Here is a 26,948-nt window from a genome sequence, read left to right as displayed (position 1 = left end):
CCCACATCAATAACAAGGAACAGCCGATGGCGACCTTACTGGTTCTTCACGGACCCAACCTAAACCTGCTCGGCACCCGCGAACCGGGCGTCTACGGGGCAGTGACCCTGGATCAGATCAACCTCGATCTTGAACGCAGGGCACGTGAAGCCGGCCACCATCTGCTCTACCTGCAAAGCAATGCCGAGTACGAATTGATTGATCGCATCCATGCCGCGCGTGGCGAAGGCGTGGACTTTATCCTGATCAATCCCGCCGCTTTTACGCATACAAGTGTTGCATTACGTGACGCGCTGCTGGCGGTGAGCATCCCATTCATCGAAGTGCATTTGTCGAACGTGCACAAACGCGAAGCTTTCCGCCATCACTCCTACTTCTCCGATGTAGCGGTAGGTGTGATCTGCGGCCTTGGCGCCAGCGGGTACCGACTGGCCCTGGAGGCCGCCCTGGAACAACTTGAACAACCGGCCAAGCGCCCCTGACCGACCCTTGGGAGTTGATGATTCATGGATATCCGTAAAGTTAAGAAATTGATCGAACTGCTGGAAGAATCCGGTATCGACGAGCTGGAAATCAAGGAAGGCGAAGAGTCCGTACGGATCAGCCGTCACAGCAAGACCCCGGCTCAACAGTTCTACGCGCCACAGATGCAAGCGCCGGCTCCGGCCGCTGCTGCACCGGCCGCCCCTGCTGCTGCCGCTGCACCTGCTGCCCCGGCCGCACCTGCGCTGAACGGCTTCGTGGTCAAGTCGCCAATGGTCGGTACGTTCTACCGCACCCCGGCACCGACCTCGCCAGCCTTCGTTGAAGTCGGCAAGACCGTGAAAGTGGGCGACACCATCTGCATCGTTGAAGCGATGAAGATGATGAACCACATCACCGCTGAAAAAGCCGGCGTCATCGAATCCATCCTGGTAGAAAACGGTCAGCCGGTTGAGTACGACCAGCCGCTGTTCACCATCGTTTGAACCGCGGAGCGCCTTCGATGTTGAAACCTGCGAAGAAACTGCAAAAAGTCCTGATCGCCAACCGCGGCGAGATCGCGCTGCGTATCCTGCGCGCCTGTAAGGAAGAGGGCATCAAGACCGTCGCTGTTTACTCGACGGCCGATACCGAATTGATGCACGTGAAACTGGCGGACGAAAGCATCTGCATCGGCCCGCCACTGGCCACGAACTCGTACCTGAAAGTCTCGAACATCATCGCCGCGGCTGAAGTGACCGGCGCTGATGGCATCCACCCGGGCTACGGCTTCCTCGCGGAAAACGCCGACTTCGCCGAACAGGTGGAGAAATCCGGGTTTGCCTTCATCGGCCCGAAAGCCGAAACCATTCGCCTGATGGGCGACAAGGTGTCGGCCAAGGACGCCATGATCGCTGCCGGCGTGCCCACCGTTCCTGGTTCCGACGGCCCACTGCCTGAAGACGAGGAAACCGCTCTGCGCATTGGTCGTGAAGTGGGTTACCCGGTGATCATCAAGGCCGCCGGTGGCGGTGGTGGTCGCGGCATGCGTGTTGTGCACAAGGAAGAAGACCTGATCGAAGCCGCCAAGCAGACTCGCTCCGAAGCGGGCGCCTGGTTCGGCAACCCGATGGTCTACCTGGAAAAGTACCTGATCAACCCGCGTCACGTGGAAGTGCAGGTACTGTCCGACGGCCAGGGCCACGCCATCCACCTGGGCGACCGCGATTGCTCGCTGCAACGTCGTCACCAGAAGGTTCTGGAAGAAGCTCCGGCGCCAGGCCTGGACGAAAAAGCGCGCGAAGAAGTACTCGCTCGCTGCGTCAAGGCGTGCATCGATATCAACTACCGTGGCGCAGGGACCTTCGAGTTCCTCTACGAAAACGGCCGTTTCTACTTCATCGAGATGAACACTCGTGTGCAGGTAGAGCACCCGGTTTCGGAGATGGTCACCGGTATCGACATCGTCAAGGAGATGCTCAGCATCGCCGCTGGCAACGTGCTGTCCTTCACCCAGGACGACGTGAAGATCCACGGTCACTCCCTGGAGTGCCGGATCAACGCCGAAGACCCGCAAACCTTTATGCCAAGCCCTGGCCTGGTCAAGCATTTCCACGCGCCCGGCGGCAACGGCGTACGTGTGGATTCGCACCTGTACAGCGGCTACAAGGTTCCGTCCAACTATGACTCGTTGATCGGCAAGCTGATCACCTGGGGCGCCACCCGCGACGAGGCCATGGCCCGTATGCGCAACGCCCTGGACGAAATCGTGGTGGACGGCATCAAGACCAACATCCCGCTGCACCGGGACCTGGTTCGTGATGAAGGCTTCTGCGAAGGTGGTGTGAACATTCACTACCTGGAACACAAGCTGGCCAACCAGTAAGTGCTCTACCTGACAAAGCCGCCTTCGGGCGGTTTTGTTGTTTGTGGGATACCAAAGACACCACAAAACCCTGTGGGAGCTGGCTTGTGTGGGAGCCGGGCTTGCCCGCGATGCAGGCGACTCGGTCTGTCAACCCAACCGGGGCGATACAATCGCAGGCAAGCCAGCTCCCACACAAGCCAGCTCCCACATTTGGACCGAGTGCCGTCAGTGGTGTCGTCTTCTTCCCGCCGCTCGCGTAAACTTGCGCGCTTTCGCAGCCCACCTCGCTGCACACTCATTATTTTCAAAGGTGCCCGCCATGCCTTGGCTGCAAGTCCGTCTCGCCATCAGCCCAGAACAAGCCGAAACCTACGAAGACGCTTTCCTCGAAGTCGGCGCCGTTTCGGTGACCTTCATGGACGCTGAAGACCAACCGATCTTCGAACCCGAACTCAACACCACCCCGCTGTGGTCCCACACCCATTTACTGGCCCTGTTCGAAGACGGCACCGACGCCGCCGCCGTGCTGGCCCATATGGAACTGCTCACCGGCAGCCCGCTGCCGGAGCACCACAGCGAAATCATCGAAGACCAGGACTGGGAACGCAGCTGGATGGACAACTTCCAGCCCATGCGTTTCGGCCAGCGTCTGTGGATCGTGCCGAGCTGGCATGCCGCGCCTGAGCCAGATGCCGTCAACCTGCTGCTCGACCCGGGCCTGGCGTTCGGCACCGGCACTCACCCCACCACCGCGCTGTGCCTGGAGTGGCTGGACGGCCAGGACTTGACCGACTGCAACGTGCTGGACTTCGGTTGCGGCTCGGGGATCCTGGCGATTGCCGCCCTGCTGCTGGGCGCCAAGGAAGCCGTCGGCACCGACATCGACGTGCAGGCCCTGGAAGCCTCGCGCGATAACGCCGGGCGCAACCACATCCCTGAAGGCAAATTCCCACTTTACCTGCCGGAGCAATTGCCCCAGGTGCAGGCTGACGTCTTGGTCGCCAATATCCTCGCCGGGCCGCTGGTTTCGCTGGCGCCGCAACTGTCCAGCCTGGTCAAGCCGGGGGGCCGTCTGGCGCTGTCGGGCATCCTCGCCGAGCAGGGTGAAGACGTCGCCGCCGCTTATGCGCAGGATTTCGATCTGGATCCGATCGCAAACCGTGACGGCTGGGTACGCATCAGTGGTCGTCGGCGCTAGAATGAGCGCCTGCCTGAATCGGATGGCCGCATGACCGACAGTTTCGTCACCCAGTGCCCGCATTGCCAAGCCCGCTTCCGCGTCAGCCACGCCCAACTCAGCGTGGCGCGTGGCGCGGTTCGCTGCGGCTCGTGCCTGCAAGTGTTCAATGCCGCACGCCAGCTGCTGGAGCAGCGCGCCAAAGCGCCTGCGGCGGAGCCTGAGCAGCCGGTCGTCGCTGAGAAAACCACCGAGCCTGCTCCCGAGGCGCCGCGCGCAATCAGCCAGAAACAGTGGACGGCCGAAGAGCTGGACCTGGACAACCTGGACCTGGACGAAGAGCTGGCCAAACTGGAGCGCCGCGAGATTCAGCACACCCAGCCAGTGGGTGCGGAGCGTCGTCAGGCCCATACTGACCGCCGACAAAAGGAAGATTCCCTCAGCGCCCGCCGCGACACCGTCAAGGCCGAGGAAGAAAAATGGGCCGCCAGCCTGTTCAGCGAACCGCCTGAGGAGCGCGCAACAACGCCCGAAGACGAACCTGAACCCGCCAAGCCGCTGGCCACCAAACAGCGCACCGAACCGTCGATGTCCTTTCACCTCGACGAGGTCGACGACGAGCCGACGCTGCGTTCGACCCCGGACGACGAAGACCTCGACCCGCCGTTCAGCCCCATCCGTGTCGACGTGGACGAACCGGAACCCGAGGAGCGTGTGCAGCCTCGTCGCAAGCGCCCACGCCCCGAAGCCAGTGTTCACGACGACGTGCTCCAGGACCTGGAAGACGACCCGCTGCACCTGTACGGGCAAAAACGCCCCTCCGGCTGGGGCCGCCGCCTGATCTGGATCATCCTGGTATTGCTGGCCGCCGCAGGCCTGGCAGGCCAGTACATCGCCTACCAGTTTGACGACCTGGCCCGCCAGGACGCTTACCGCCCATGGTTCCAGCAGTTGTGCCCAACGCTGGGTTGCACCGTGCCATCGCGCGTGGACATCGCCCATATCAAGAGCAGCAACCTGGTCGTACGCAGCAACCCGGAGTTTGCCGGCGCACTGGTGGTGGACGCGATCATCTATAACCGTGCGACGTTCTCCCAGCCGTTCCCGCTGCTGGAGCTGCGCTTCGCCGATTTGAATGGCGGCCTGATTGCCAGTCGTCGCTTCAAGCCTGCCGAATACCTGAGCGGCGAGCTGGCCGGAGTGAGCGAAATGCCATCGCAAACGCCGATCCATATCTCCCTGGATATCCTCGATCCGGGCAATAAAGCCGTGAATTACAGCCTGAGTTTCCACTCGCCCGAGTGAATAGGTGCATGCACCGAGGTTTGACGGCAGATTCTTGACTTGACCGTTCGCAACCAAACCGGTCGCGATAAAGAAATAACTGTTCAGATTTTATCCAATTCAGCCTTTATCCAGTCATCGAGAGCGGGTATCATGCCAACCCTTTTTCGAACTCTAATGATCCGGCCCCACAACAGGGAAGTCCTATGTCGGCGGTACGCATCGGCCCATACACATTGCACAACGGCTTGATCCTCGCCCCGATGGCGGGTGTCACCGACCAGCCCTTTCGTCAGCTGTGCAAGCGTTTGGGCGCGGGTCTAGTAGTCTCGGAAATGGTCACCAGCGACATGAGCTTGTGGAACACCCGCAAATCGCGGATGCGCATGATCCACGAAGGTGATCCCGAGCCCCGCTCGGTACAGATCGCCGGTGGAGATGCACAGATGCTGGCGGATGCGGCCCGGGCCAACGTGGAGCTGGGTGCACAAATCATCGACATCAACATGGGCTGCCCGGCCAAGAAGGTCTGCAACAAGGCCGCCGGTTCCGCATTGTTGAAAGATGAGCAGTTGGTCGCCGAGATCCTGCAGGCCGTTGTCGCCGCAGTGGATGTGCCGGTGACCCTGAAGATTCGTACCGGCTGGGACCGGGACAACAAGAACGGCCTGACGGTGGCGAAGATCGCCGAACAGGCAGGCATTACAGCGCTGGCAGTGCATGGCCGCACCCGCGCCGACCTTTACACCGGTGAAGCCGAGTACGACACCATCGCCGCAATCAAGCAGGCGGTGTCGATGCCGGTGTTTGCCAATGGCGACATCGACTCAGCCGAGAAAGCCCGGCGCGTCTTGCACGCAACCGGTGCCGATGGCTTGTTGATTGGCCGGGCCGCCCAGGGGCGGCCGTGGATTTTTCGTGAGATCGAGCATTTTCTGCGTACTGGCGAAGTGTTGCCGGCACCGGAGCTGATCGAGGTGGAACGTATTCTGCTAGAGCATCTGGCCGCCCTGCACGCCTTCTATGGAGACGTGATGGGAGTACGCATTGCTCGCAAGCATGTGGGCTGGTATCTCGCAACCTTGCCGGGCGCCAGGGAGTTTCGCGCCCACTTCAATCGTTTGGATGATACGGAAGCACAGTGCGCCAACGTTCGTGAGTTTTTCAGCGAGCGTTACAAGAGCCTGGGGACAGGGGACGGAGAGGGGGTGGCCGCATGACGATGATGACCGAGACTTTAGTGAGTGGAACAACACCCGTGAGCGACAACGTCAATTTGAAACAGCACCTCAACACGCCGAGCGAAGAAGGCCAGACCCTTCGCGGGAGTGTCGAGAAGGCGCTGCACAATTATTTCGCCCACCTTGAGGGCGCTTCCGTCACGGACGTGTACAACCTGGTGCTCTCCGAAGTCGAAGCGCCGTTGCTCGAAAGCGTGATGAACTACGTCAAGGGCAACCAGACCAAAGCCAGTGAGCTGCTGGGCCTGAACCGTGGGACCTTGCGCAAAAAGCTCAAGCAGTACGATTTGCTGTAAGCATTCAATCAAACCAGAAAGGCGCCCGCGTAAAAAACGGTCGCCTTTTTTGCTGACTCCTTTGCTTTTGATGGAAATTGAAATGACCGACCAGACTACCCGCCTGCCGATCCGCCGTGCCTTGATCAGCGTCTCCGACAAGACCGGGATCCTCGACTTTGCCCGGGAGCTGGAAGCTCTGGGCGTGGAAATCCTCTCCACGGGCGGGACCTTCAAACTGCTGCAGGACAACGGCGTGGCCGCAGTAGAAGTGGCGGACTACACCGGTTTCGCAGAAATGATGGACGGTCGGGTCAAGACCCTGCACCCGAAAATCCACGGCGGCATCCTCGGCCGTCGTGGCATCGACGACGCCATCATGAGCGAGCACGGCATCAAGCCGATCGACCTGGTGGCCGTTAACCTCTACCCGTTCGAAGCCACCATCAACAAGCCAGGCTGCGACCTGCCGACCGCCATCGAAAACATCGATATCGGCGGCCCGACCATGGTTCGCTCCGCGGCCAAGAACCACAAAGACGTGGCCATCGTGGTCAACGCCAGCGACTACAGCCAAGTGCTCGAAAGCCTGAAAGCCGGTGGCCTGACCTACGCTCAGCGTTTCGATCTGATGCTCAAGGCGTTCGAACACACCGCCGCTTACGACGGCATGATCGCCAACTACATGGGCAGCGTAAATCAAGCCGCCGACACCCTCAGCACAGAAGGCCGCAGCCAGTTCCCGCGCACCTTCAACAGCCAGTTCATCAAGGCCCAGGAAATGCGCTACGGCGAGAACCCGCACCAGAGCGCGGCGTTCTACGTTGAGGCCAAACCGGCTGAAGTCGGTATTGCCACCGCGACCCAACTGCAAGGCAAAGAGCTGTCCTACAACAACGTGGCCGACACCGACGCTGCGCTGGAATGCGTGAAGAGCTTCATCAAGCCGGCTTGCGTCATCGTCAAGCACGCCAACCCGTGCGGCGTGGCCGTCAGCCCGGACGCTGAAGGCGGCATCCGCCAGGCGTACGAGCTGGCTTACGCCACCGACACTGAATCCGCGTTCGGCGGCATCATCGCCTTCAACCGTGAACTGGACGCCGAGACCGCTAAAGCGATCGTTGAGCGTCAGTTCGTCGAAGTGATCATCGCCCCATCCGTGAGCGAAGAGGCCCGCGCCATTGTGGCGGCCAAGGCCAATGTGCGCCTGCTGGCCTGCGGCGAGTGGTCGGCTGACCGTGCCGCTGCCTGGGACTACAAGCGCGTCAATGGCGGCTTGCTGGTACAGAGCCGCGACATCGGCATGATCGGCAGCGAAGACCTGAAAGTCGTTACCAAGCGCGCGCCGACCGAGCAAGAGATCAACGACCTGATCTTCGCCTGGAAAGTGGCCAAGTACGTTAAATCCAACGCTATCGTTTACGCCAAGAACCGCCAGACCATCGGCGTCGGCGCGGGCCAGATGAGCCGCGTGAACTCGGCGCGTATTGCTGCGATCAAGGCTGAACACGCCGGTTTGAAGGTACAAGGCTCGGTGATGGCGTCTGACGCGTTCTTCCCGTTCCGCGATGGCCTGGATAATGCCGCGAAAGCCGGTGTGACCGCCGTGATCCAGCCAGGCGGCTCGATGCGTGATGCTGAAGTGATTGCTGCTGCTGACGAAGCCGGCATCGCCATGGTCTTCACCGGCATGCGCCACTTCCGCCACTGATACAACCCGATTGAAATGTGGGAGCGGGCCCTTTGTGGCGAGCGGGCTTGCCCCGCGTTGGGCTGCGCAGCAGCCCCAATCAAGCAGAACGCTCTGGATCGGGCAATCTGCGGTGTCTGGTTTTGGGGCCGCTTCGCAGCCCAACGCGGGGCAAGCCCGCTCGCCACGTGAGTTCGGCTCCACATTGAAGCGCGCCCTGAGCGCCTACAGAATTTGAGGTTTTTGAAATGAATGTTTTGATCATTGGCAGCGGTGGCCGTGAACACGCCCTGGCCTGGAAAGTTGCCCAGGACCCACGCGTCCAGACAGTATTCGTAGCACCTGGCAACGCGGGTACCGCCATTGAAGCCAAGTGCGAAAACGTCGCCATCGACGTGCTGGCCCTTGAGCAGCTGGCAGATTTTGCCGAGAAGAATGTCTCTCTGACCATCGTCGGTCCGGAAGTCCCGTTGGTCGCTGGCGTCGTGGACTTGTTCCGCAGCCGTGGCCTGGATTGCTTCGGCCCTACCGCCGGTGCTGCCCAGCTGGAAGGCTCCAAAGCCTTCACCAAGGATTTCCTGGCGCGCCACAAGATCCCGACCGCTGATTACCAGAACTTCACCGAGATCGAGCCGGCCCTGGCTTACTTGCGTGAAAAAGGCGCGCCGATCGTGATCAAGGCCGATGGCCTGGCCGCCGGCAAAGGCGTGATTGTTGCGATGACCCTGCAGGAAGCCGAAGACGCCGTGCGCGACATGCTCGCCGGCAACGCCTTTGGTGACGCCGGTTCGCGTGTGGTCATCGAGGAATTCCTCGACGGCGAAGAAGCCAGCTTCATCGTCATGGTCGACGGCAAGAACGTGCTGCCGATGGCCACCAGTCAGGACCACAAACGTGTAGGCGACGGCGACAGCGGCCCGAACACAGGCGGCATGGGTGCTTACTCCCCTGCCCCGGTGGTTACCGCCGAAGTGCACCAGCGCGTCATGGACCTGGTGATTTGGCCGACCGTGCGTGGCATGGCCGACGAAGGCAATGTCTACACAGGTTTCCTGTACGCAGGCCTGATGATCGACAAGGCCGGCAACCCGAAAGTCATCGAGTTCAACTGCCGTTTCGGCGACCCGGAAACCCAACCGGTGATGCTGCGTCTGCAATCGAGCCTGGTGCTGCTGGTGGAAGCCGCCCTGGCCCAGGCGCTGGACAAGGTTGAAGCACAGTGGGATCCGCGCCCAAGCGTCGGCATTGTACTGGCCGCCGGTGGCTACCCTGCCGACTACGCCAAGGGCGATGTAATTGAAGGTCTGGACGCGGCTGCTACGCTGGAAGGCAAGGTGTTCCATGCGGGCACCGCGCTCAAGGATGGCAAAGTTGTAACCGCAGGTGGCCGCGTGTTGTGCGCCACCGCAATGGGTGCCAGTGTCGACGCCGCGCAACAACAAGCGTACAAACTGGCCGCAAAAATCGACTGGAAAGGCTGCTTCTACCGCACGGACATCGGCTATCGCGCCATTGCCCGGGAACGCGGCGAGAACAGCTGAACAACTACACTTGAGTAGCTATCCGTTCGGTTAGGTAAGGGCCTCTGGCCCTTGCCGTATATATGTCGCCCCGCGCATAGTTAACCCGTGCATCAACCTACGAAGGGATTTCGCCGTGCGCTGGCTCAGGATCGCCATAGGTTTCACAGTCAGCCTGCTGACCCTGCTCTGCTTGTTCCCGGCCCAGGCCGCCGCACAAGGCAGTGGTTGGGCGGTATTGCTTGATGAACAGGCCGACCTGCAACTGAGCGACATCCGTTCCGCCCGCTACACCAATCAATTCAGCCCCATCGAACTGGACCGCATTACCGCCGCGGAACCGGACGGTGCGTTGTGGGTACGCTTCAAACTGCAACCCGGCAAGCACGAACAAGTGCTGCGGGTGTTCGCCCCGGACCTGTCCCACTTGAGCCTGTATGTGCTCGATGGCGACACGTTGGTCGAACAACAAAGCACCGGCACCCGCCAGCCCCAGGCGGAACGCCCACTGCCCAGCAGCGATTTCATGCTGCCGATGCCGCAAAGCCAGAAGCCGCTGGAAGTTTACCTGCGCCTGGTGTCGGAACACGAACTGCGCCCCTACATCACCCTGGAACCGGCCGTATTGGCCGCCGCCGATCAGAATCAGACGCTGATCTACGGGTTGCTGTTCGGCGTCCTGTTGATGCTGATCCTGCATAACCTCACGCGCTTCGCCTACCACCGCTCGCGCAGCAGCCTGTGGCTGGCGGCCTGCGAAGTGCTGTTGATGCTGAGCCTGGCGTTGCTGCTCAACCTGGTAGGCCCGTGGCTGCCGGACTGGCATGCCATTCAGACCCCGGGCGCTTACCTCGCCCTGTTGCTGACCGCCCCGTGCGGGCTGATGTTTGCCTACCGTTTCTTCATGCCGTTAGGCCCGCACCCGCTGAACAAGCTGTTGATGGCCGATATTCTGCTGATCGTGCTGTCCGGCCTGCTGCTGTTGTTCGTCAACACGTTGCCGCTGAACATCATCACCTACGCGCTGGTCGCTCTGGCTGGCCTGAGCATGCTGTTTGTCTCGGCCTATCACTGGCAAAAAGGCTACCGGCCGGCGCGTTTGTTCGTGGCGGCGATGGTGGTGTTCAACATCGGCACGTTGATCATCCTCCCGGCCCTCCTCGGCTTGACGCTGGTGGCGCCGCAAGGTTTGATCGTGACCCTGCTCAGCTTTATCTGCCTCAGTGGTTTGCTGATGAGCCTGGCCCTGGGCGAGCGCCAACGCGCGATTGTCGAGGCACGCTTCAGCCTCAGCCGCGACCTGGCCGCCAGCAACGCCGAGATCGCCGCCAAGGCCGAGTTCCTGGCGAAGATCAGCCACGAAATCCGCACCCCCATGAACGGCGTGCTGGGCATGACCGAGTTGTTGCTGGGCACGCCGCTGTCGGTGAAACAGCGCGACTACGTGCAGACCATCCACAGCGCCGGCAATGAACTGCTGACGCTGATCAACGAGATCCTCGACATCTCCAAGCTGGAGTCCGGGCAGATCGAACTGGACGACGTGCAATTTGACCTCAACGCACTGATAGAAGATTGCTTGAGTATCTTCCGCGCCAAGGCCGAGCAACAAAACGTCGAGTTGATCAGCTTTATCCAGCCTCAGGTGCCCCGCGTTATCAGCGGTGACCCGACGCGCCTGCGCCAGGCGATGTTGAGCCTGCTGGAAAACGCCCTGCAGAAAACCGATGAAGGCGAAGTGCTGATCGTCGTCGCCCTCGACGAGCGCAGCACCAAGCCACGCTTGCGCATTGCCGTGCAAGATAGCGGCCTGCCGATGGAAGCTGCCGAACGCGACGCGTTGCTGCACAGCGAATTGCACAGCAAGAACTTCCTCTCGGCCACTCGCCTGAGCGGCCACTTGGGCCTGGTGATTGCACGCCAACTGATCCTGTTGATGAACGGCGAATTCGGCATCAAGAGCGGCAGCCATCAGGGCAGCACCCTGTGGCTGACGCTGCCGCTGGACCCGGAACGCCTCGAACATCCGACCTCCGACCTCGACGGCCCGCTCAAAGGCGCCCGCGTACTGGTAGTGGACGACAACGACACCTGCCGCAAAGTGCTGGTGCAGCAATGCACGGCCTGGGGCCTCAACGTCAGCGCCGTACCGTCGGGCAAGGAAGCGCTCGCGCTGCTGCGCACCAAGGCGCACTTGCGTGACTACTTCGATGTGGTGCTGCTCGACCAGAACATGCCCGGCATGACCGGCATGCAACTGGCGGCGAAGATCAAGGAAGACCCGAGCCTGAACCACGACATCCTGCTGATCATGCTCACCGGCATCAGCAACGCGCCGAGCAAGATCATCGCGCGCAACTGCGGGATCAAGCGCATCCTCGCCAAACCGGTGGCCGGCTATACGCTGAAGACCACCCTGGCCGACGAGCTGACCCAACGCAACAAGGGCGTGGTGCAACCGCGCCCGGCCATCAGCGCGCCAGCGGCGGTGACCGTGCCCAGCGACTTCCGCATCCTGGTGGCCGAAGACAACAGCATCTCCACCAAAGTCATTCGCGGCATGCTCGGCAAGCTCAACCTCAACCCGGACACCGCCAGCAACGGCGAAGAAGCGCTGGAGGCGATGAAAGCCCAGCGTTATGACCTGGTGTTGATGGACTGCGAAATGCCGATCCTCGACGGGTTCTCCGCCACCCAGCAACTGCGCGCGTGGGAAGTCAGCCACCAGCGCATTCGTACACCGGTGGTGGCACTCACGGCGCACATTCTTTCAGAACATAAAGAGCGCGCGCGCCAGGCAGGCATGGACGGGCACATGGCCAAGCCGGTGGAGTTGTCGCAGTTGCGTGAGCTGGTGGAGTTCTGGGTGGCGCAGCGTCAGCAGCGCCCCGAGCACGCCCCCTCCTGACCTGAAACAGGCTCCCCTGGAGGAGCTGGCTTGTGTGGGAGCTGGCTTGCCTGCGATGGCATCAACCGGGTCCGTCTGAGATACCGAGGTGTCTGCATCGCAGGCAAGCCAGCTCCCACACAAGCCAGCTCCCACATTTGATCTTTGTCGCCTGATAGACTCTCCCCACTTCTCTCGCCGCGAGCCCACCCCATGCTCCACGTGTTATTCAGCGTCTACCTGAAAATGCTGGTGCTCTACAGCCCGTTCTTCGTGCTGTCCTGCTTTATCAGCCTGACTCGCGGTTACTCCAGCAAGGAACGTCGACGTCTGGCCTGGAAAGTCGCGCTGGCGACCTTGGTATCCAGCGTATTGCTCTACCTGTTCGGCCGGGTGATTTTCAGTGTGTTCGGTATCACCGTGGACGCCTTCCGCATTGGCGCCGGCAGCGTGCTGTTCATCTCCGCGCTGGGCATGGCCCAGGGCAAGTCGGCGGTGCAGACCGACAATGTGCAGCAAGATGTGACCATCGTGCCGCTGACCATCCCCCTCACGGTCGGCCCCGGCACCATCGGCGCCCTGCTGGTGATGGGCGTCAGCCAGCCGCATTGGGACGACAAGATCATGGCGATTCTCAGCATCGCCCTGGCCAGCCTCACGGTGGGCGTGGTGCTGTACTTGTCCAACCGTATCGAACGCATTCTTGGCGACCAGGGTTTGCAGATTGTCAGCCGGTTGATGGGGTTGTTCGTGTGTGCCCTGGCCGCACAAATTATCTTTACCGGAGTTCGTGGTTACCTTGTGCCCTAGATCCGGTACTTCGCAATCGCCAGCTGCACCTTGTCACCCGCGCTTTCGCGCATCAGGCGAATGGTTTTTTCGTTGACCACCGAGGTATTCAGCACCAGGCACGTCTGGCCGCTGAAAGCCTCGAACGAAGAACTGTCCCACTCCAGAAACGGCAGCCCCACCTGTTTGCTCGTGCCGTGACTGCTGTAAGTCACCAGCACCATCGTGACTTCGCCGTCGGTTTCGGCGCAGGACGCCAGGCCGAAATCACCGCCCTGATGCACCGAACTGTTGCGCTTGAACAGCTCGAAAGACGCCGGTTGCCGCTTCAACGCCTCCAGCGCATCAGCGGCCAGTTTCGGCAGCGCACTTAGCAGCGGCCCGGCCAGCGAGGTCGTCGCCAACATCGCCGCAATCATATTCAACGCCGCCAACTGCACCGTCAGCCCCTTGCCGGCACTCGAAACCCGCTCGAAACTGCTGCGCACCGGCAGCCAGCCGAGGCTGACCATCACCTTGATAAATTCGTCGTACCACCCCTCCGTGCCTCGTTGCACCTTCAACACGTCGCTCACATAACTGCTGGCCAGCAGATAGCTTTTGCGGATGTATTCGCGGTTCAACGCCGACATGCCCTCCACAAACGAGATCACGCCGTTGTTCACCACCGCCGCATTGCTGTCATCTTCAGTGTCCACCGGCAATGTGCCAGGCAAACCCGGCGCTCCCGGCAGCTTGTAGGCAGCAATCAACTTGCGCCTTTTCACGCTGTTGATCCGCCTGTGATATCGCTCCATTTTCAGTTCTCCACAAGCACCCCACATGGGGCGTGTGTTCACACTAGTCCAGGCACGGGCGCGCTTTCCAGACGACAAACATCGCTTGCCCACCCCCTCGAAAAAACGCTGCCCAGCACCTGCGGGACTCGCGCAACAGCCTTCCGGTTTTCCTGCGCAAAAAAAGAAAAAGCCCCGAACAACGGCAGGTTTTTACCCGGCATTATTCGGAGCTTTCGCGCGTGCAGCAGACCGTTTTCAGGAGACGGGCTTTTCGCCATACCAGCGCGGTGTGTACACCCACTCACCACCACCGGCGCGCGCAAACACGCAGGTAGTGGACGAGCCGATCAGCACCATGGTGCGCATATCCACCTGCTCCGGCGTCAGTTGCCCCAGCGTGGTGACGCGCAGGGTCTGGCCCGGGCGACCAATGTCACGGCCCAGCACCACCGGCGTTTGCGGCGTGCGGTGCAGTGCGACGATTTCCAGCGCACGCCCCAATTGCCACGGCCGCGAACGTGAGATGGGGTTGTAGAACGCCAGCGCCAGGTCGGCCTGGGACGCGAGGTCCAGACGCTTTTCGATGATCGACCAAGGCTTGAGGTTATCCGACAGCGACATCACGCAGAAGTCATGCCCCAGCGGCGCGCCCGCCTGTGCGGCAGTCGCCAGGGAGGCTGAAACGCCCGGCAGGATATCCAGGTCGACCTGATGCCAGGCCGGGTCGCTGGACTCGTGCAACGCCTCGATAACCGCCGACGCCATGGCAAACACGCCGGGGTCGCCAGACGACACCACCACCACCGAACGGCCTTGCGCGGCCAGCTCGAACGCATGGCGTGCGCGCTGCATTTCTTCGCGGTTGTCGGTGCAGTGCTGCACCTGATCGTCACGAAACGGCCCGGCCATGCGCACGTAGGTCTCGTAGCCGAGTACGTCGGTGCAGCGCGCCAGTTCGGCTTTCACTGCCGGCACCATCAGCTCGGCAGCACCGGGTCCCAGGCCGATCACGGCGAGGCGGCCACGGGCACGGCCGACGTGCGACACGTCCAGCGGTTGCTCGGCGACGCTGATCAGGATGTCGGCGTCTTGCACGACAGGAGCGAAACGCAGCGGCACAGCCAACGCCAGCGCGGCTTGATGCAACGAAGCTTCAGCCATGTGCGTATCACTGGCCAACAGGCACGCCAGCGATTGCACAGCAACGCCCGCCTCATGCAGTGCCGTTCGCACACGCTCGGCCAGATGCTCACCCGGCTTGCAGGTGACACACACGGTCTTCGGATAAATCAGCAACTCATTGGCCGCCGGTTCGCGCTCGGCGCTGCCGACATGAATGGCCAGACGCGCCTGCAGATCCTGCGGCAAATTGGCGTGGTCCAGCCATGGCGCGGCGCCTTCGATACGCACGCTTTCACCCGCCAGCAGTTCCGAGACAAAGCGCTTGCCCAGTTCCAGGTCCGCCAGCTCGTAGCCCTTGGGCGGGTTGAGCAGGCAGGTGCCAAAACGCAGCTCGCCACTGGTGGTGATCGCAGCCTCTACCGCGAATACAGCAGCAATCTCACGCGCCATGACGTTCACACCGCCCAGCCCCCCGAGCAACGGCACCACGGCGCTGCCGTCTTCGGCCACGGCCAGTACGGCAGGCTCTTCGCCCTTCTCCAGCAGCAACGGCGCCAGCGTGCGGATCACAATACCGGCCGCGCACAAGGCAATCAGCGGCGTGCCTTGCGCATAAAGCTGGCGCAAAGTCGCACCGAATTCGCTGTAAGTGATGTCGGCACCTTCAACGCGCCCGACCAAGCCATGAATCAGCGCGCCCGGGTACACCTGCTGAATCGTGCGCGCAGTGGCCAGGCTGCCCTGACCCAAAATAACAATCGCCGGAGTCATCACCCTTGCCACCGTTCGCCGGGCACGATGATCAGCGAGAAGTACGGCGACGAGGCCGGATCGACCTGATCCAGCGGCACAATCTTCTGGTTGGCCATGGTTGCCCGCTCCACATACAACGCGCGCTCGGCCAGACCGAGTTCTTGCAGCACCTGGCGCACTTTCGGAAAGTTGCGACCGAGCTTCATGATCACCGCCGCATCGGCATCTGCCAGGCGACGCTTGAGATCGTCATGGGGCAACACACCCGACAGCACCGACAGGCTCTGGTTGCGATAGACCAGCGGCGCGCCAAGTACCGAAGCGCCGCCAAGCATCGAGCACACGCCAGGGATGACCTGGGCTTCATAGCGCTCGGCAAGACGGTCATGCAAATACATATAGGAGCCGTAGAAGAACGGGTCGCCTTCGCAGATCACCGCCACGTCACGGCCGGCATCCAGATGCGCGGCCACATCAACACTGGCCGCATCGTAGAAATCGCTGATCACTTGCTCGTACGACATTGGCGCCGGCAGCACTTCAGTGGTCACCGGGTACACCAGCGGCATCAGCGTCTGCTGTGGCACCAGGTGGTCCTCGATAATGCCGAAGGCGTTGCCCTTCTTGCCCTTGGCCACAAAGTACGCCACCACCGGCGATTCGCGCAGCAGGCGCAAGGCCTTGAGCGTGATCAGTTCCGGATCACCCGGGCCTACGCCCAGGCCAATCAAACGTCCGCGTGCCGGCATTATTCGACCTCCGTGGCCAGGGCGTTGACCGCCGCGGCGGCCATGGCGCTGCCACCGAGGCGGCCTTGCATGATCACGAACGGCACGCCACGGCTGTCTGCCGCGAGCATTGCCTTGGATTCAGCGGCGCCCACGAAACCCACCGGGAAGCCGAGGATCAACGCCGGTTTTGGCGCGCCCGCGTCGAGCATTTCCAGCAGGTAGAACAACGCTGTCGGCGCGTTGCCGATCACCACCACGCTGCCTTCGAGGTGCGGGCGCCACAGCTCCAGGGCGGCGGCGGAACGGGTGTTGCCCAGCTCCCGCGCCAGCTCAGGCACGCTGTCGTCGCGCAGAGTGCAGATCACTTCGTTGTTGGCCGGCAGACGCGTGCGGGTTACACCCTCGGAGACCATCCGCGCATCACACAGAATTGGCGCACCCGCGGCCAGCGCATCACGCCCGGCCTTGCCTGCGCCTTCGGAAAACTGCAGGCCATCGATGGCATCGACCATGCCGCACGCATGAATCACCCGCACCGCGAGTTTCTCCAGGTCGGCCGGGATACGGTCCAGCTTGGCTTCCGCGCGAATAATGGCGAAGGAGTTGCGATAGATCTCCTGACCGTCGCGGATGTAATCAATCATCGGTGTTGCTCCGTGGGTGAGCGCGCAACAGGGCGCCCGCCGCTTCAATGGAAAGGGTGCGCGCGTGCACCCGGCCGAAACCCGGGTGGGCTGCATCGCGAAAATAGAGGTCGTAGTGGCCGGGGCTGACGGCCAGCAAGGTGACTGGCGCCACGTGCGCCGCAGCGCAGGAGCGTGGGCAGCCGGACAGGTGCACGTCGTGTTCCGGTTGCAGCGCGGCCAGTTGCACGGCATCGGCCTTGGTGTCGGCCAGGCCTTTGCCGCAGCCACTTGAGCCGGTGCAGGCGATCATGCGTGCCAGGGGTTGGTCGACTGAGCAGAGAAAGCCCAGTTGCTGAAGACCTTGAGTTACGGCGCCATGATTTTTAACGTCTGGCAGCAGCACGCCCTGCCACGGCGTGAAACGCAAAGTGCCGTCGCCGAACTCGCTGGCCAACTGTGCGACGCCCTTGAGCATGTTCGAGTCCAGGCGGCCCAAGGGCGCAACGGCGGCAACGTAGAACCGGTTTTTTTGCCGCTGTGGATAAGTGCCGAGGTGCAGCAAAGCGCCACTGGCCGGGCGTTTGAAGCCGTCGACCGGCAGCAGCGGCAGGCCCAGACGGCTCAGCACGTTATCCACAGCCAGATGGCGCATGCGGGTTTGCTCAGGCGTGGCCAGATCGAGAAAGGCCTCCAGCACAGCCACCACCAGCGCATGGCCTTGGTCCAGCGGCACGGCAGCCAAGGGCGCATCCAGCCCCGGGCAGCCAGCCAGGCCGAACGCCAACAACGTTTCGCCGTCGCGCTCAAACGCCGATAACCACAGGTCGTGATGATGCTCGAGCATCGCCAGGGCTTCCCCGCCGTCCACTTGCACGGCGAATTTGGCCGACAGCTCATGAAAACGCGGGTGGTTTTGCAGGGTGGCGAGGATTTGATCCGCCAGCGGGCGGGTGTCGAACAGCATCTGCGGGTCGATCCCGGCGCTGGGGCTGAGCATCAGGTTGCGCACATCGTCGCCGGCGGCGTTGTTCGGGCCGAGGTCGGCGGCCAGCAGCATCGCGATCAAGGCCTCCTGCTCGACGCCGATCCCGCGAATCTGCAGGTTGGCGCGGTTGGTCGCCTCGATCACGCCACCCGCATAGGCCTGCGCCGCGTCCGCCACCGCGATGGCTTGCGCGGCACTGATGGAACCGCCAGCCAATTTGATCCGGCAAATGCCGCCGTCCAACGCCTGGACGATACGCAGCAACCCCGGGCAGGCCGAGGGGCGTAAGGTATTCAGGACGGGCGTCTGGTTCACGGGGCTACCGGTTGACGGGTAAAGGCGCGGTATTATGCCTGCTTTGTCCGGCGGCATGAAAAGCCTGCCCGTCGGATGTCGTTCAAGGAATTCATATGTCGCCCTGGCTGACGGTAGTAGGCATCGGTGAAGACGGCTTCAAGGGGCTGGGCAGGAATGCCCGGCATGCCCTGTTGCGCGCCTCGCGGATTATAGGTGGTCAGCGCCAGTTGGACCTGCTGCCGGTGTGTATTCGGGGTGAGCGTGAGCTGTGGCCGAGCCCGTTTTCGCTGGAGCCGGTGCTGGCAAAGCGTGGCGAACCTGTTTGCGTGCTGGCCAGCGGCGACCCGATGTTTTATGGCGTGGGCGCGAGCCTGGCGCGGCAGGTGGCGGCGGATGAGTTGCTGATTTTGCCGGCGCCTTCGTCCGTGTCACTGGCGGCGGCGCGGCTGGGCTGGCCGTTGCAGGACGTGGTGACGTTGTCTGTGGTGGCTCGGCCATTGGCGGCGCTGAATGCGCAGCTAGCCAGTGGCGTGCGGTTGTTGGTGTTGAGTAATGATGGCCGCAGCCCTGCGCTGATGTCCGCGTTATTGGCTGAGTCCGGGTTTGGGCAGAGCCGGATCAGCGTGTTTGAACACCTCGGCGGCGCGGACGAGCGGCGCATCGACGGGCTGGCTCAGGCGTGGGACCGCGCCTCGGTTGCCGATTTAAATGTTGTTGCCATCGACTGCGTGGCCGACGCCCATGCGCCGCGCCTGTCGCGCCTCGCCGGCTTGCCCGATTCGGCGTTCAAGCACGACGGCCAACTGACCAAACGCGACGTACGCGCCATGACCCTCGCCCGCCTCGCGCCTGTGCCGGGTGAATTGCTCTGGGATGTGGGCGCGGGCAGCGGGTCGATCGGGATTGAGTGGATGCGCACCCATCCGAGTTGTCGCGCTTTAGCGATTGAGGCCGATGAAGGCCGCCAAGGGTTGATCGAACATAACCGCGATGCTCTGGGTGTGCCTGGCTTACAGCTGGTTCGCGGCAAGGCACCGGATGTCTTGCAGGGCCTGGAAGCGCCGGATGCGATCTTTATCGGCGGCGGCGTCACGCGTGAAGGCGTGCTCGATACCTGCTGGCAACACCTGCGCCCCGGTGGTCGCTTGGTCGCCAACGCCGTGACCCTGCAAAGTGAAATGACCCTGATGAACTGGCGCGCGCAGCACGGCGGCGAGTTGACGCGCATCCACGTCGCGCAGGCCCAGCCGCTGGGCGAATTTGATACCTGGCGCCAGGCGCTGCCGATCACCTTGCTGGAAGTGGTCAAGCCGCTATGAAGCGCATCTTGTTGTTGGGCGGTGTGACAGAAGCGCTGGCCATTGCTCGCACACTCGGTCCGGAGCATATCTATAGCCTGGCAGGAGTTGGGCGGGTGCCGACTGACCTGACCTGCCAGGTGCGTGTCGGCGGTTACGGTGGGGCTGAAGGCTTGGCGCAGTTTGTTCGCGAGGAAAATATCAGCCTGATCCTCGACGCGACCCATCCCTATGCGGCGCAGATCAGCCGCAATGCCGCCGAAGCGGCGCGTTTGGGCGAAGTTCCGTGCTGGGCCTTGCGCCGCCCGGCGTGGCAGCTGCAGGTTGGGGATGACTGGCGCGAGGTCAGTGATTGGGCTGAGTTGATTGACGCGTTGAAGCTCTTCAAGCGCCCGCTGTTCACGCTGGGCCGCGAGCCGTTGCAGCACCTGGATGAAATCCCGCCGGAGCAGTTCTGGACGCTGCGCGCGCTGGACGTGTATCCGGGGAATGAGCGGTGTGAGGTGATCGGCGCACGTGGGCCGTTTCTGATCGAGGATGAGCGCGCGTTGTTTGAGCGGCGACAGATTGATGTGCTGATCAGCAAGAACAGCGGCAGCACGGCGACCGAGCCCAAGCTTGAAGTGGCGCGGGAGCGCGGGGTGCCTGTGTTGGTGTTGAAACGGCCAGTGTTGGCGGCCGTAGACCGAGAATTCACCACCGTGGCCGCGGTGCTACAGGCAATCACCACCTTCTAAACGACGACTATCCCCTGTGGGAGCGGGCTTGCTCGCGAAGGCGGTGTATCAGTCACCTGATGTATTGGCTGACACTCCGCTTTCGCGAGCAAGCCCGCTCCCACATTTGATCTGTGTAGTTAGCTGCTGGCGGTGGTCGCCTGCCCTGTGCCTTCCTGCACACGATCAGCCAGCAACTGCGCCAGCTCAATCAATTGCACAACGCCCAGCAACGCCTCTCGCTTCGAGCCATCCAGGTCAAATGCAAGATCGCAGCCCAGCGCATTCGCCGAGGCTAGGGTTTCGTTGAGGTTGACCAGCAAGTCTTCGGTACTGATGCCATCGGCCACGGTGAATAGGCGGATGGGGGGATTTGGGGTGGGTTTGATCATTATGAAGCTCCGGAGATGTTAGAAGGAGCCGCCACTGATCGCCGCGACGCGATGGGGGGTGGCAGCTGTACGCAGGTTCGCGGACCGACTCTCCAGAACACCGGCATACCCGAAGGTATCCCGCGCACAGCCGCCATAGCGCCGCACAGTAGACGATAAAAAAGCGCCAACTGAAAGGAGACAATGACGCTTCTGCGTCTGGAGAAATACGGGCCGCGACGCCCGACCGCTGAGTGTGCAGCGGTGTCCGGAGACTAGAGATCGAGTGTCCTAGGGACAACCTTAAAGACTTGTCGGAAATTTCTGAAGAGAACTTCAAGGCTAGAACTGCACAAAATCCAGATAGGAACGGACCTACACAGACACCAGAACCCGCTGACTACCGAGCCCCATATACCCTTCGCGATGATGCTCAATACTTCGTCCACCGACGTTAAACACAAGGCTCATCGCATGCCCCAAAACAACCGCTCCCAGCGCTTCACTCGACCAACCGAACAAACCATTGTCGAACACATATTCGGGAACCCCGAGTTTGCGAACGCACTTGGCGTTGAAGCGCAAGCCCTGGCATTGGATGAACCCGAAGTCGCAGCACGGTTAAACCAATGGCTGGAAAAAGCCCAACAGCTATCTGACAGAACGACAGAGTTCACTCCTTTCGACGCTGCCGACTATCTCCACACACAAGAAGATATGGATGCATTTCTCCAAGCCTGCATCGAAGAAGACCCTGGCGATGGCTCATTGATCAAAATAGGGCAAGACGACATTGCTCGCGCAACCAGCAGAATCAACGCCAAGCAATAACCAAGCGCACTCCACACTGTGGGAGCTGGCTTGCCTGCGATAGCATCGCCTCGGTCCAACTGGAAGACCGAGTTGTCTGAATCGCAGGCAAGCCAGCTCCCACAGTGTGGAGTGCAAAATTGGCAATCTGCGTTTCCCGTCTATCCTCAAACCAGTCACTGCGACACCAAACCACACCGCCCCTTTTTACTTATCCCCCTCGATCAGGCTAAATACCCACCTGATCGTTTAACCCTACGGATTGTCCGCCATGGCCCGTCAACGCTTTGCAATTGTGTGGATCGCCTGCTTTGCAGTGCTGTTCAACGCCTTTGCCATGCCGATGGCCAGTGCGATGCAGCAGTCGGATGACCCGGTTAAACAACTGCTGTGGGGCAGTTTCTGCTCGTCCAACGGCGCCAGTCTGAAAACCATTGCCTTGGGCAAACTGGACATTCCGTCACCGCAACAGGACGATCACTCCACCATGCAGCATTGCTGGTGTTGCTCGGGCTCGGCGCCGGTGGTGGCGTTGCCGGGGTACGCGCCGCAGTTGTATGTCACACGCTTTGATGCTGTGTTGGGCCTGTCGCCGCCTGCCCTACAAAACCCTACCCCGCGCCAGCAATGGCCGAGCCTCAACCCGCGCGCCTCTCCCACGGTCTGATTTCTTCGCAAGTGAACTGCGTTTAGAACCGTTCTGGAGAACTGCCATGCTTAAATCTTCCCTGCTTCTGGCTGCGTTGTTGTTGCCGGTGTTCAGTGCTGCCAATGCCGATGACTACAAGGCCGGCGACTTGCTGGTGAGCGACCCCTGGTCCCAGGAATTGCCGCCCAACGCGCCGACAGTGGCGGCGTATTTTGTAATTCACAACACGGGCGAAGCACCCGATCGCCTGCTCAGCGTCGAAACGCCCGTGGCGGACAAGGCCGAGCTGCATGAGCATGTGATGCAGGGCGACCTGATGAAAATGCAGCAAGTGCCCAGCGTCGCCGTGCCGGCCAAAGGCGAGTTGACCTTCGCACCGATGGCCTATCACGTGATGCTGCTGGGCCTCAAAGACCGCAGCCTGTTGGCCGACGGCAAGCAATTCCCACTGACACTGACCTTCGAAAAAGCCGGCAAGGTGGAAGTCGAAGTCTCGGTGCAGAAAGTGCCGCCTGTGGCCACCCACGAGCATAAGCACGCCCAGTAGGCCAACCTCGATGGGCGCCCCTCGCGCCAGGTTTTCTCCACACGCCCGCGTAAGACGCGGCAGTTGGATCAGCCTGTTCGCCATGCTGATGATCTTTATCGGTCCGCTGATTTCCCAGGCGATGCCGATGGACCATCACGCCGGTATGTCGATGAGCATGTCCATGGACATGCCGATGGACCACGGCGACTCCCATCACCCCAAAGCCCCTGACGAACACCACGCCCTCTGGTCCAAGTGCGGCTATTGCGACCTGCTGTATAGCTGCCCGGCTCTGCCCGGCGGTATTTCAACTTTCACCCTTGGCACCCTGCCGCCCGCCAACGCCCTTACCCCCGCCACTCGCCTGGGCCACGCCCGGCAGAGCATCTTCCCCGGCGCCCGCAGCCGCGCACCGCCCGTCAACGCGTAAGCACTTCACAGCGTTACTTCACCCCGGCCGACTTTAGACAGACAGCCGCAGGCTGCTGGCCGTGTTGTTTACGATTGATTGATGGAATTTGTCATGTCCAGGTTTTCTGCTGACACCCGTTTGGGAAGCACTCCCGTGGTCGCCGTTCTGTGCGGCGCACTTTTGACTCCACTCGCCCACGCCGACGAGCACGAACTGAGCCCCACGGTCATCACCGCGATCGCTCCCAGTTCGCCGCTGACCGTGATCACAGACCCGAAAGACCCGCGCCAACCGGTGCCCGCCAGCGACGGCGGCGACTACCTCAAGACCATTCCCGGTTTCGCACTGGTGCGTAACGGCGGCACCAACGGCGACCCGGTGCTGCGCGGCATGTTCGGCTCGCGCCTGAATATCCTCACCAACGGCAGCATGATGCTCGGCGCCTGCCCGGGCCGGATGGATGCGCCCACCTCCTACATTTCCCCGGAAACCTACGACAAGCTCACCGTGATCAAAGGCCCGCAAACCGTGATCTGGGGCCCGGGCGCATCGGCCGGCACCGTCCTGTTCGAACGCGAGCCAGAGCAGTTCGGCGAGCTGGGCACGCGGCTCAACGCCAGTGTGCTGGCCGGCTCCAACGGGCGCTTCGATAAGGTTGTCGACGCAGCTGCCGGTGGGCCTTTGGGTTATGTGCGAGTCATCGGTAACCAGGCCCACGCCGACGATTACAAGGATGGCAACAACGACACCGTCGCCTCGCGCTACGACAAGTGGAACGGCGACGTGGCCGTGGGTTTCACCCCCGACGCCGACACCCTGCTCGAACTCACCGCCGGCCGTGGCGATGGCGAAGCGCGTTACGCCGGGCGCGGCATGGACGGCTCTCAATTCCTGCGCGAAAGCCTGGGGCTGCGTTTCGAAAAGTCCAATATTGGTGAGGTGCTGGATAAGGTCGAAGCCCAGGTCTACTACAACTACGCCGACCACGTGATGGACAACTACACGCTGCGCACGCCGTCCGGTACGGGGATGATGGCCGGGCCCATGGCCGCCAACGTCGACCGCCGCACCCTCGGCGCACGGATCAAGGCGACCTGGCGCTGGGCCGATGTGCAACTGATCGGCGGCCTGGACGCGCAGACCAACGAACACCGCGAACGCAGCAGCATGGGTATCGACACCTACAAGGACCTGCCACGGGAAAAGGACGCCAACTTCCACAACTACGGCGTGTTCGGCGAGTTGACCTGGTACGCCGCCGACCGCGACCGCCTGATCACCGGCGCACGCCTGGACCGCGCCTCGGCCAAGGATTTCCGTCAAACCACCGATTCAGGAATGATGAGCCGCCCCAACCCGACCGCCAATGACACCCGCGCCGACACCCTGCCATCGGGCTTCGTGCGCTTTGAACATGATTTGGCCGACAGCCCGACCACCGTCTACGCCGGCCTGGGCCACTCGGAGCGCTTCCCGGACTACTGGGAGTTGTTCTCCCCGAACACGGGCGCAGCCGGTTCAGTGAACGCCTTCGACGGCGTAAAACCCGAGAAAACCACCCAGTTCGACTTCGGCGCGCAATACAAAACCTCCGACCTCGAAGCCTGGGCTTCGGGCTATATCGGCCGTGTGCAGGACTTCATCCTGTTCGACTACACGCCCGGCATGATGGGCACCACCTCCCAGGCGCGCAACGTGGACGCGCGCATCATGGGCGGCGAACTGGGCACGGCGTACAAGCTCACGCGCCACTGGAAAGCCGACGCCACCCTCGCCTACGCCTGGGGCAAGAACACCAGCGACGGCAAGGCGCTGCCACAAATGCCGCCGCTGGATGCACGCTTCGGCCTGACCTACAGCGAAGACGACTGGAGCGCCGGTGCCTTGTGGCGCGTGGTCGCGGCGCAGAATCGCATTGATCAGAACAAGGGCAACGTGGTCGGCAAGGACTTCGACAAAAGCGGTGGTTTTGGCGTGTTCTCGCTGAACGCGGCGTACCGCATCAATAAACATTTCAAGGTCAGCACCGGCGTCGACAACCTGTTCGGCAAGGCGTATGCCGAGCACTTGAACCTGGCCGGCAACGCCGGGTTCGGCTACCCGGCCAATGACCCGCAAGCCATCAAGGAGCCGGGGCGAACCCTCTGGACCAAGGTGGATATGAGCTTCTAAGAGCATCGCAGGCAAGCCAGCTCCCACCTTAGATTTGTGAATACATTCAAATGTGGGAGCTGGCTTGCCTGCGATGGCGGCCCAACTGACATAAAAAATTCAAAGCCTTGCGGAGCACCCTGATGACCACTCAAAAAATTTCCTTCTACAACCTCGCCTGGCGCTGGCACTTCTACGCCGGGCTCTTCGTCGCCCCGTTCATGGTGCTGCTGGCCCTGACCGGCATCATCTACCTGTTCAAACCCCAGCTTGATCCGCTGATGTACGGCGACCTGCTAAAGGTCCAAACCGCCGAACACGCAATGAGCGCCGATGAACAACTGCAACGCGCCCAGGCAGCCTACCCGCATGCCTCGATCAGCAAATACCTGCCACCCGCCGACGCCACCAGCAGTGCGCAATTCGTGATGCACAACGAAGGCCGCGAAGTGACCGTCTTTGTCGACCCTTATCGCGGCACAGTCCTCGGCGAACAGGACTCGAAGTACAACCTGCAAGCCATCGCCCGTGCGCTGCACGGTGAGCTGATGATCGGCACTGTGGGCGATCGCCTGGTGGAGCTCGCCGCCGGTTGGGGCGTGATGCTGGTGGTGTCCGGCGTGTACCTGTGGTGGCCGCGCGGCAAGTCTTCGGCGGGCGTTTTGTGGCCGCGTTTCAGCACCCGTGGCCGGGTGTTCTGGCGCGATATGCACGCGGTCGCCGGCTTCTGGGGCGCAGCCTTTTTGTTGGTGATGCTGCTCAGCGGCATGACCTGGACCGGCTTCTGGGGCAAGCAATATGCCGAGCTGTGGAACACCTTCCCCGTGGCGATGTGGAACAACGTTCCGCAGTCCGATCAGCAGGCGCGCATCCTCAACACCGCCAGCCAGCAGACCGTGCCGTGGGCCATGGAAAACACGCCGATGCCGATGTCCGGCGAGCATGCCGAACACATGAACCACGGCGCCATGCAGGCAGGTCCGGCCGCGCCGATGGTGAGCTTGCAACAGGTGGTGGACCTGGCGGGCGCGCGTAAAGTCGAGCCTGGCTACAGCATTACCCTCCCGACCACCGCCACCGGGGTGTTCACTGTCTCGGTGTTCGCCAACGACCCGCGCAACGACGCCACGCTGCATGTGGACCAGTACACCGGCAAGGTCCTCGCTGACGTGCGCTGGGAACACTACAACACGGTCGCGCGAGCCACCGAGAGCGGTGTGATGCTGCATGAGGGCAAGATGTTCGGCTGGGTCAATCAACTGATCGTACTGCTGATTTGCCTGATGATTCTGCTCAGCGCCGTCAGCGGCGTGGTGATCTGGTGGAAGCGTCGGCCAGCGGGCGGGCTGGGGGTTCCACCGCTGCGCCATGACCTGCCGAAATGGAAAACCGCAATGGTGATCATGCTGGCGCTGGCGATCATTTTCCCGTTGGTGGGCGCCTCGTTGATCGTTGTGTGGGCGCTGGATCGCCTCGTCTTGTCACGCTTGTTCAATCAACATGAATCTGCCTCAGGTTCGGCATGAA

At 61.9% G+C, this 26,948-nt stretch carries 25 protein-coding genes; 19 read left to right on the top strand and 6 right to left on the bottom strand.

Annotated elements, in window-relative coordinates; translation table 11 throughout:
* The first annotated feature begins 26 nt into the window (after nt 1–26).
* The 11 genes from aroQ to BFW87_RS14595 all read left to right on the top strand — a co-directional run bounded on the left by aroQ (nt 27) and on the right by BFW87_RS14595 (nt 13,213).
* A complete protein-coding gene (gene aroQ / locus BFW87_RS14650) occupies nt 27–482 on the top strand; it encodes a type II 3-dehydroquinate dehydratase (protein WP_010213488.1) in 456 nt (151 codons plus the stop codon).
* A gap of 24 nt (nt 483–506) precedes the next feature.
* On the top strand, nt 507–968 hold the full coding sequence (gene accB, locus BFW87_RS14645; protein WP_078740491.1) for an acetyl-CoA carboxylase biotin carboxyl carrier protein: 462 nt from the start codon (nt 507–509) through the stop codon (nt 966–968).
* A 17-nt stretch (nt 969–985) separates the two neighbouring features.
* On the top strand, nt 986–2,347 hold the full coding sequence (gene accC / locus BFW87_RS14640) for an acetyl-CoA carboxylase biotin carboxylase subunit (protein ID WP_078740490.1): 1,362 nt from the start codon (nt 986–988) through the stop codon (nt 2,345–2,347).
* 301 nt (nt 2,348–2,648) lie between these two features.
* Entirely contained in the window at nt 2,649–3,527 is an 879-nt protein-coding gene (gene prmA / locus BFW87_RS14635; RefSeq protein WP_078740489.1) for a 50S ribosomal protein L11 methyltransferase, read from the top strand.
* Nucleotides 3,528–3,557: 30 nt separating this feature from the next.
* On the top strand, nt 3,558–4,811 hold the full coding sequence (locus BFW87_RS14630) for a DUF3426 domain-containing protein (protein ID WP_078740488.1): 1,254 nt from the start codon (nt 3,558–3,560) through the stop codon (nt 4,809–4,811).
* A gap of 185 nt (nt 4,812–4,996) precedes the next feature.
* Nucleotides 4,997–6,010: a tRNA dihydrouridine synthase DusB gene (gene dusB / locus BFW87_RS14625; RefSeq protein WP_017738533.1), complete on the top strand. Its 1,014-nt coding sequence runs from the start codon at nt 4,997–4,999 to the stop codon at nt 6,008–6,010.
* Complete coding sequence (fis, locus tag BFW87_RS14620) at nt 6,007–6,327, top strand: DNA-binding transcriptional regulator Fis (protein WP_002555375.1); 321 nt, start codon at nt 6,007–6,009, stop codon at nt 6,325–6,327. Before dusB ends, fis begins: the two co-directional genes overlap by 4 nt.
* 82 nt (nt 6,328–6,409) lie before the next feature.
* Entirely contained in the window at nt 6,410–8,017 is a 1,608-nt protein-coding gene (gene purH, locus BFW87_RS14615; RefSeq protein ID WP_078740487.1) for a bifunctional phosphoribosylaminoimidazolecarboxamide formyltransferase/IMP cyclohydrolase, read from the top strand.
* Nucleotides 8,018–8,244: 227 nt separating this feature from the next.
* Entirely contained in the window at nt 8,245–9,537 is a 1,293-nt protein-coding gene (purD, locus tag BFW87_RS14610) for a phosphoribosylamine--glycine ligase (protein ID WP_078740486.1), read from the top strand.
* 115 nt (nt 9,538–9,652) lie between these two features.
* Nucleotides 9,653–12,424, top strand: a complete 2,772-nt coding sequence (locus BFW87_RS14605; RefSeq protein ID WP_078740485.1) for a hybrid sensor histidine kinase/response regulator — start codon at nt 9,653–9,655, stop codon at nt 12,422–12,424.
* Between the two features lie 192 nt (nt 12,425–12,616).
* Nucleotides 12,617–13,213, top strand: coding sequence for a MarC family protein (locus tag BFW87_RS14595; RefSeq protein WP_017253590.1), 597 nt, complete (start codon nt 12,617–12,619; stop codon nt 13,211–13,213).
* Here the strand turns inward: BFW87_RS14595 and BFW87_RS14590 are convergent.
* The 5 genes from BFW87_RS14590 to cobG all read right to left on the bottom strand — a co-directional run bounded on the left by BFW87_RS14590 (nt 13,210) and on the right by cobG (nt 18,560).
* A complete protein-coding gene (locus tag BFW87_RS14590; protein WP_078740483.1) occupies nt 13,210–13,989 on the bottom strand; it encodes a hypothetical protein in 780 nt (259 codons plus the stop codon). The two genes, BFW87_RS14595 and BFW87_RS14590, sit on opposite strands and share 4 nt — an antisense overlap.
* A gap of 237 nt (nt 13,990–14,226) precedes the next feature.
* Nucleotides 14,227–15,864: a precorrin-3B C(17)-methyltransferase gene (gene cobJ / locus BFW87_RS14585; protein WP_078740482.1), complete on the bottom strand. Its 1,638-nt coding sequence runs from the start codon at nt 15,862–15,864 to the stop codon at nt 14,227–14,229.
* Nucleotides 15,864–16,595: a precorrin-2 C(20)-methyltransferase gene (locus BFW87_RS14580; RefSeq protein WP_078740481.1), complete on the bottom strand. Its 732-nt coding sequence runs from the start codon at nt 16,593–16,595 to the stop codon at nt 15,864–15,866. Before BFW87_RS14580 ends, cobJ begins: the two co-directional genes overlap by 1 nt.
* Nucleotides 16,595–17,221, bottom strand: a complete 627-nt coding sequence (locus BFW87_RS14575; RefSeq protein WP_078740480.1) for a precorrin-8X methylmutase — start codon at nt 17,219–17,221, stop codon at nt 16,595–16,597. The genes BFW87_RS14580 and BFW87_RS14575 overlap by 1 nt, the downstream gene beginning before the upstream one ends.
* Nucleotides 17,214–18,560, bottom strand: a complete 1,347-nt coding sequence (gene cobG, locus BFW87_RS14570; RefSeq protein ID WP_078740479.1) for a precorrin-3B synthase — start codon at nt 18,558–18,560, stop codon at nt 17,214–17,216. The genes BFW87_RS14575 and cobG overlap by 8 nt, the downstream gene beginning before the upstream one ends.
* Nucleotides 18,561–18,598: 38 nt before the next feature.
* Here cobG and cbiE point away from each other — a divergent pair, with 38 nt between their 5' ends.
* Nucleotides 18,599–19,804: a precorrin-6y C5,15-methyltransferase (decarboxylating) subunit CbiE gene (gene cbiE, locus BFW87_RS14565; RefSeq protein WP_078740478.1), complete on the top strand. Its 1,206-nt coding sequence runs from the start codon at nt 18,599–18,601 to the stop codon at nt 19,802–19,804.
* Nucleotides 19,801–20,520 carry a cobalt-precorrin-6A reductase gene (locus tag BFW87_RS14560; RefSeq protein WP_078740477.1) on the top strand — a complete coding sequence of 240 codons (720 nt, stop codon included), beginning with the start codon at nt 19,801–19,803 and terminating at the stop codon, nt 20,518–20,520. Before cbiE ends, BFW87_RS14560 begins: the two co-directional genes overlap by 4 nt.
* 119 nt (nt 20,521–20,639) lie before the next feature.
* On the opposite strand, the gene BFW87_RS14555 is transcribed toward BFW87_RS14560, so the two are convergent.
* Entirely contained in the window at nt 20,640–20,891 is a 252-nt protein-coding gene (locus BFW87_RS14555; RefSeq protein WP_078740476.1) for a DUF6124 family protein, read from the bottom strand.
* Between the two features lie 453 nt (nt 20,892–21,344).
* Between BFW87_RS14555 and BFW87_RS14550 the strand changes: the two genes are divergently transcribed.
* From BFW87_RS14550 to BFW87_RS14525, 6 genes are all read left to right on the top strand, one after another.
* Nucleotides 21,345–21,701 carry a helix-turn-helix domain-containing transcriptional regulator gene (locus BFW87_RS14550; protein ID WP_078740475.1) on the top strand — a complete coding sequence of 119 codons (357 nt, stop codon included), beginning with the start codon at nt 21,345–21,347 and terminating at the stop codon, nt 21,699–21,701.
* A 250-nt stretch (nt 21,702–21,951) separates the two neighbouring features.
* Nucleotides 21,952–22,347, top strand: coding sequence for a DUF2946 domain-containing protein (locus BFW87_RS14545; RefSeq protein ID WP_078740474.1), 396 nt, complete (start codon nt 21,952–21,954; stop codon nt 22,345–22,347).
* 46 nt (nt 22,348–22,393) lie between these two features.
* Complete coding sequence (locus BFW87_RS14540; RefSeq protein ID WP_078740473.1) at nt 22,394–22,876, top strand: copper chaperone PCu(A)C; 483 nt, start codon at nt 22,394–22,396, stop codon at nt 22,874–22,876.
* A gap of 10 nt (nt 22,877–22,886) precedes the next feature.
* On the top strand, nt 22,887–23,288 hold the full coding sequence (locus BFW87_RS14535) for a DUF2946 domain-containing protein (RefSeq protein WP_078740472.1): 402 nt from the start codon (nt 22,887–22,889) through the stop codon (nt 23,286–23,288).
* Nucleotides 23,289–23,381: 93 nt separating this feature from the next.
* Nucleotides 23,382–25,442 carry a TonB-dependent copper receptor gene (locus BFW87_RS14530; RefSeq protein WP_078740471.1) on the top strand — a complete coding sequence of 687 codons (2,061 nt, stop codon included), beginning with the start codon at nt 23,382–23,384 and terminating at the stop codon, nt 25,440–25,442.
* A gap of 122 nt (nt 25,443–25,564) precedes the next feature.
* Nucleotides 25,565–26,947 carry a PepSY-associated TM helix domain-containing protein gene (locus BFW87_RS14525; RefSeq protein ID WP_078740470.1) on the top strand — a complete coding sequence of 461 codons (1,383 nt, stop codon included), beginning with the start codon at nt 25,565–25,567 and terminating at the stop codon, nt 26,945–26,947.
* Nucleotide 26,948 lies beyond the last annotated feature (1 nt).

The sequence above is a fragment of the Pseudomonas fluorescens genome, from assembly GCF_002022275.1.
Classification (GTDB): Bacteria; Pseudomonadota; Gammaproteobacteria; order Pseudomonadales; family Pseudomonadaceae; genus Aquipseudomonas; species Aquipseudomonas fluorescens_AJ.
This window is presented reverse-complemented; position numbering and strand designations above follow the sequence as displayed.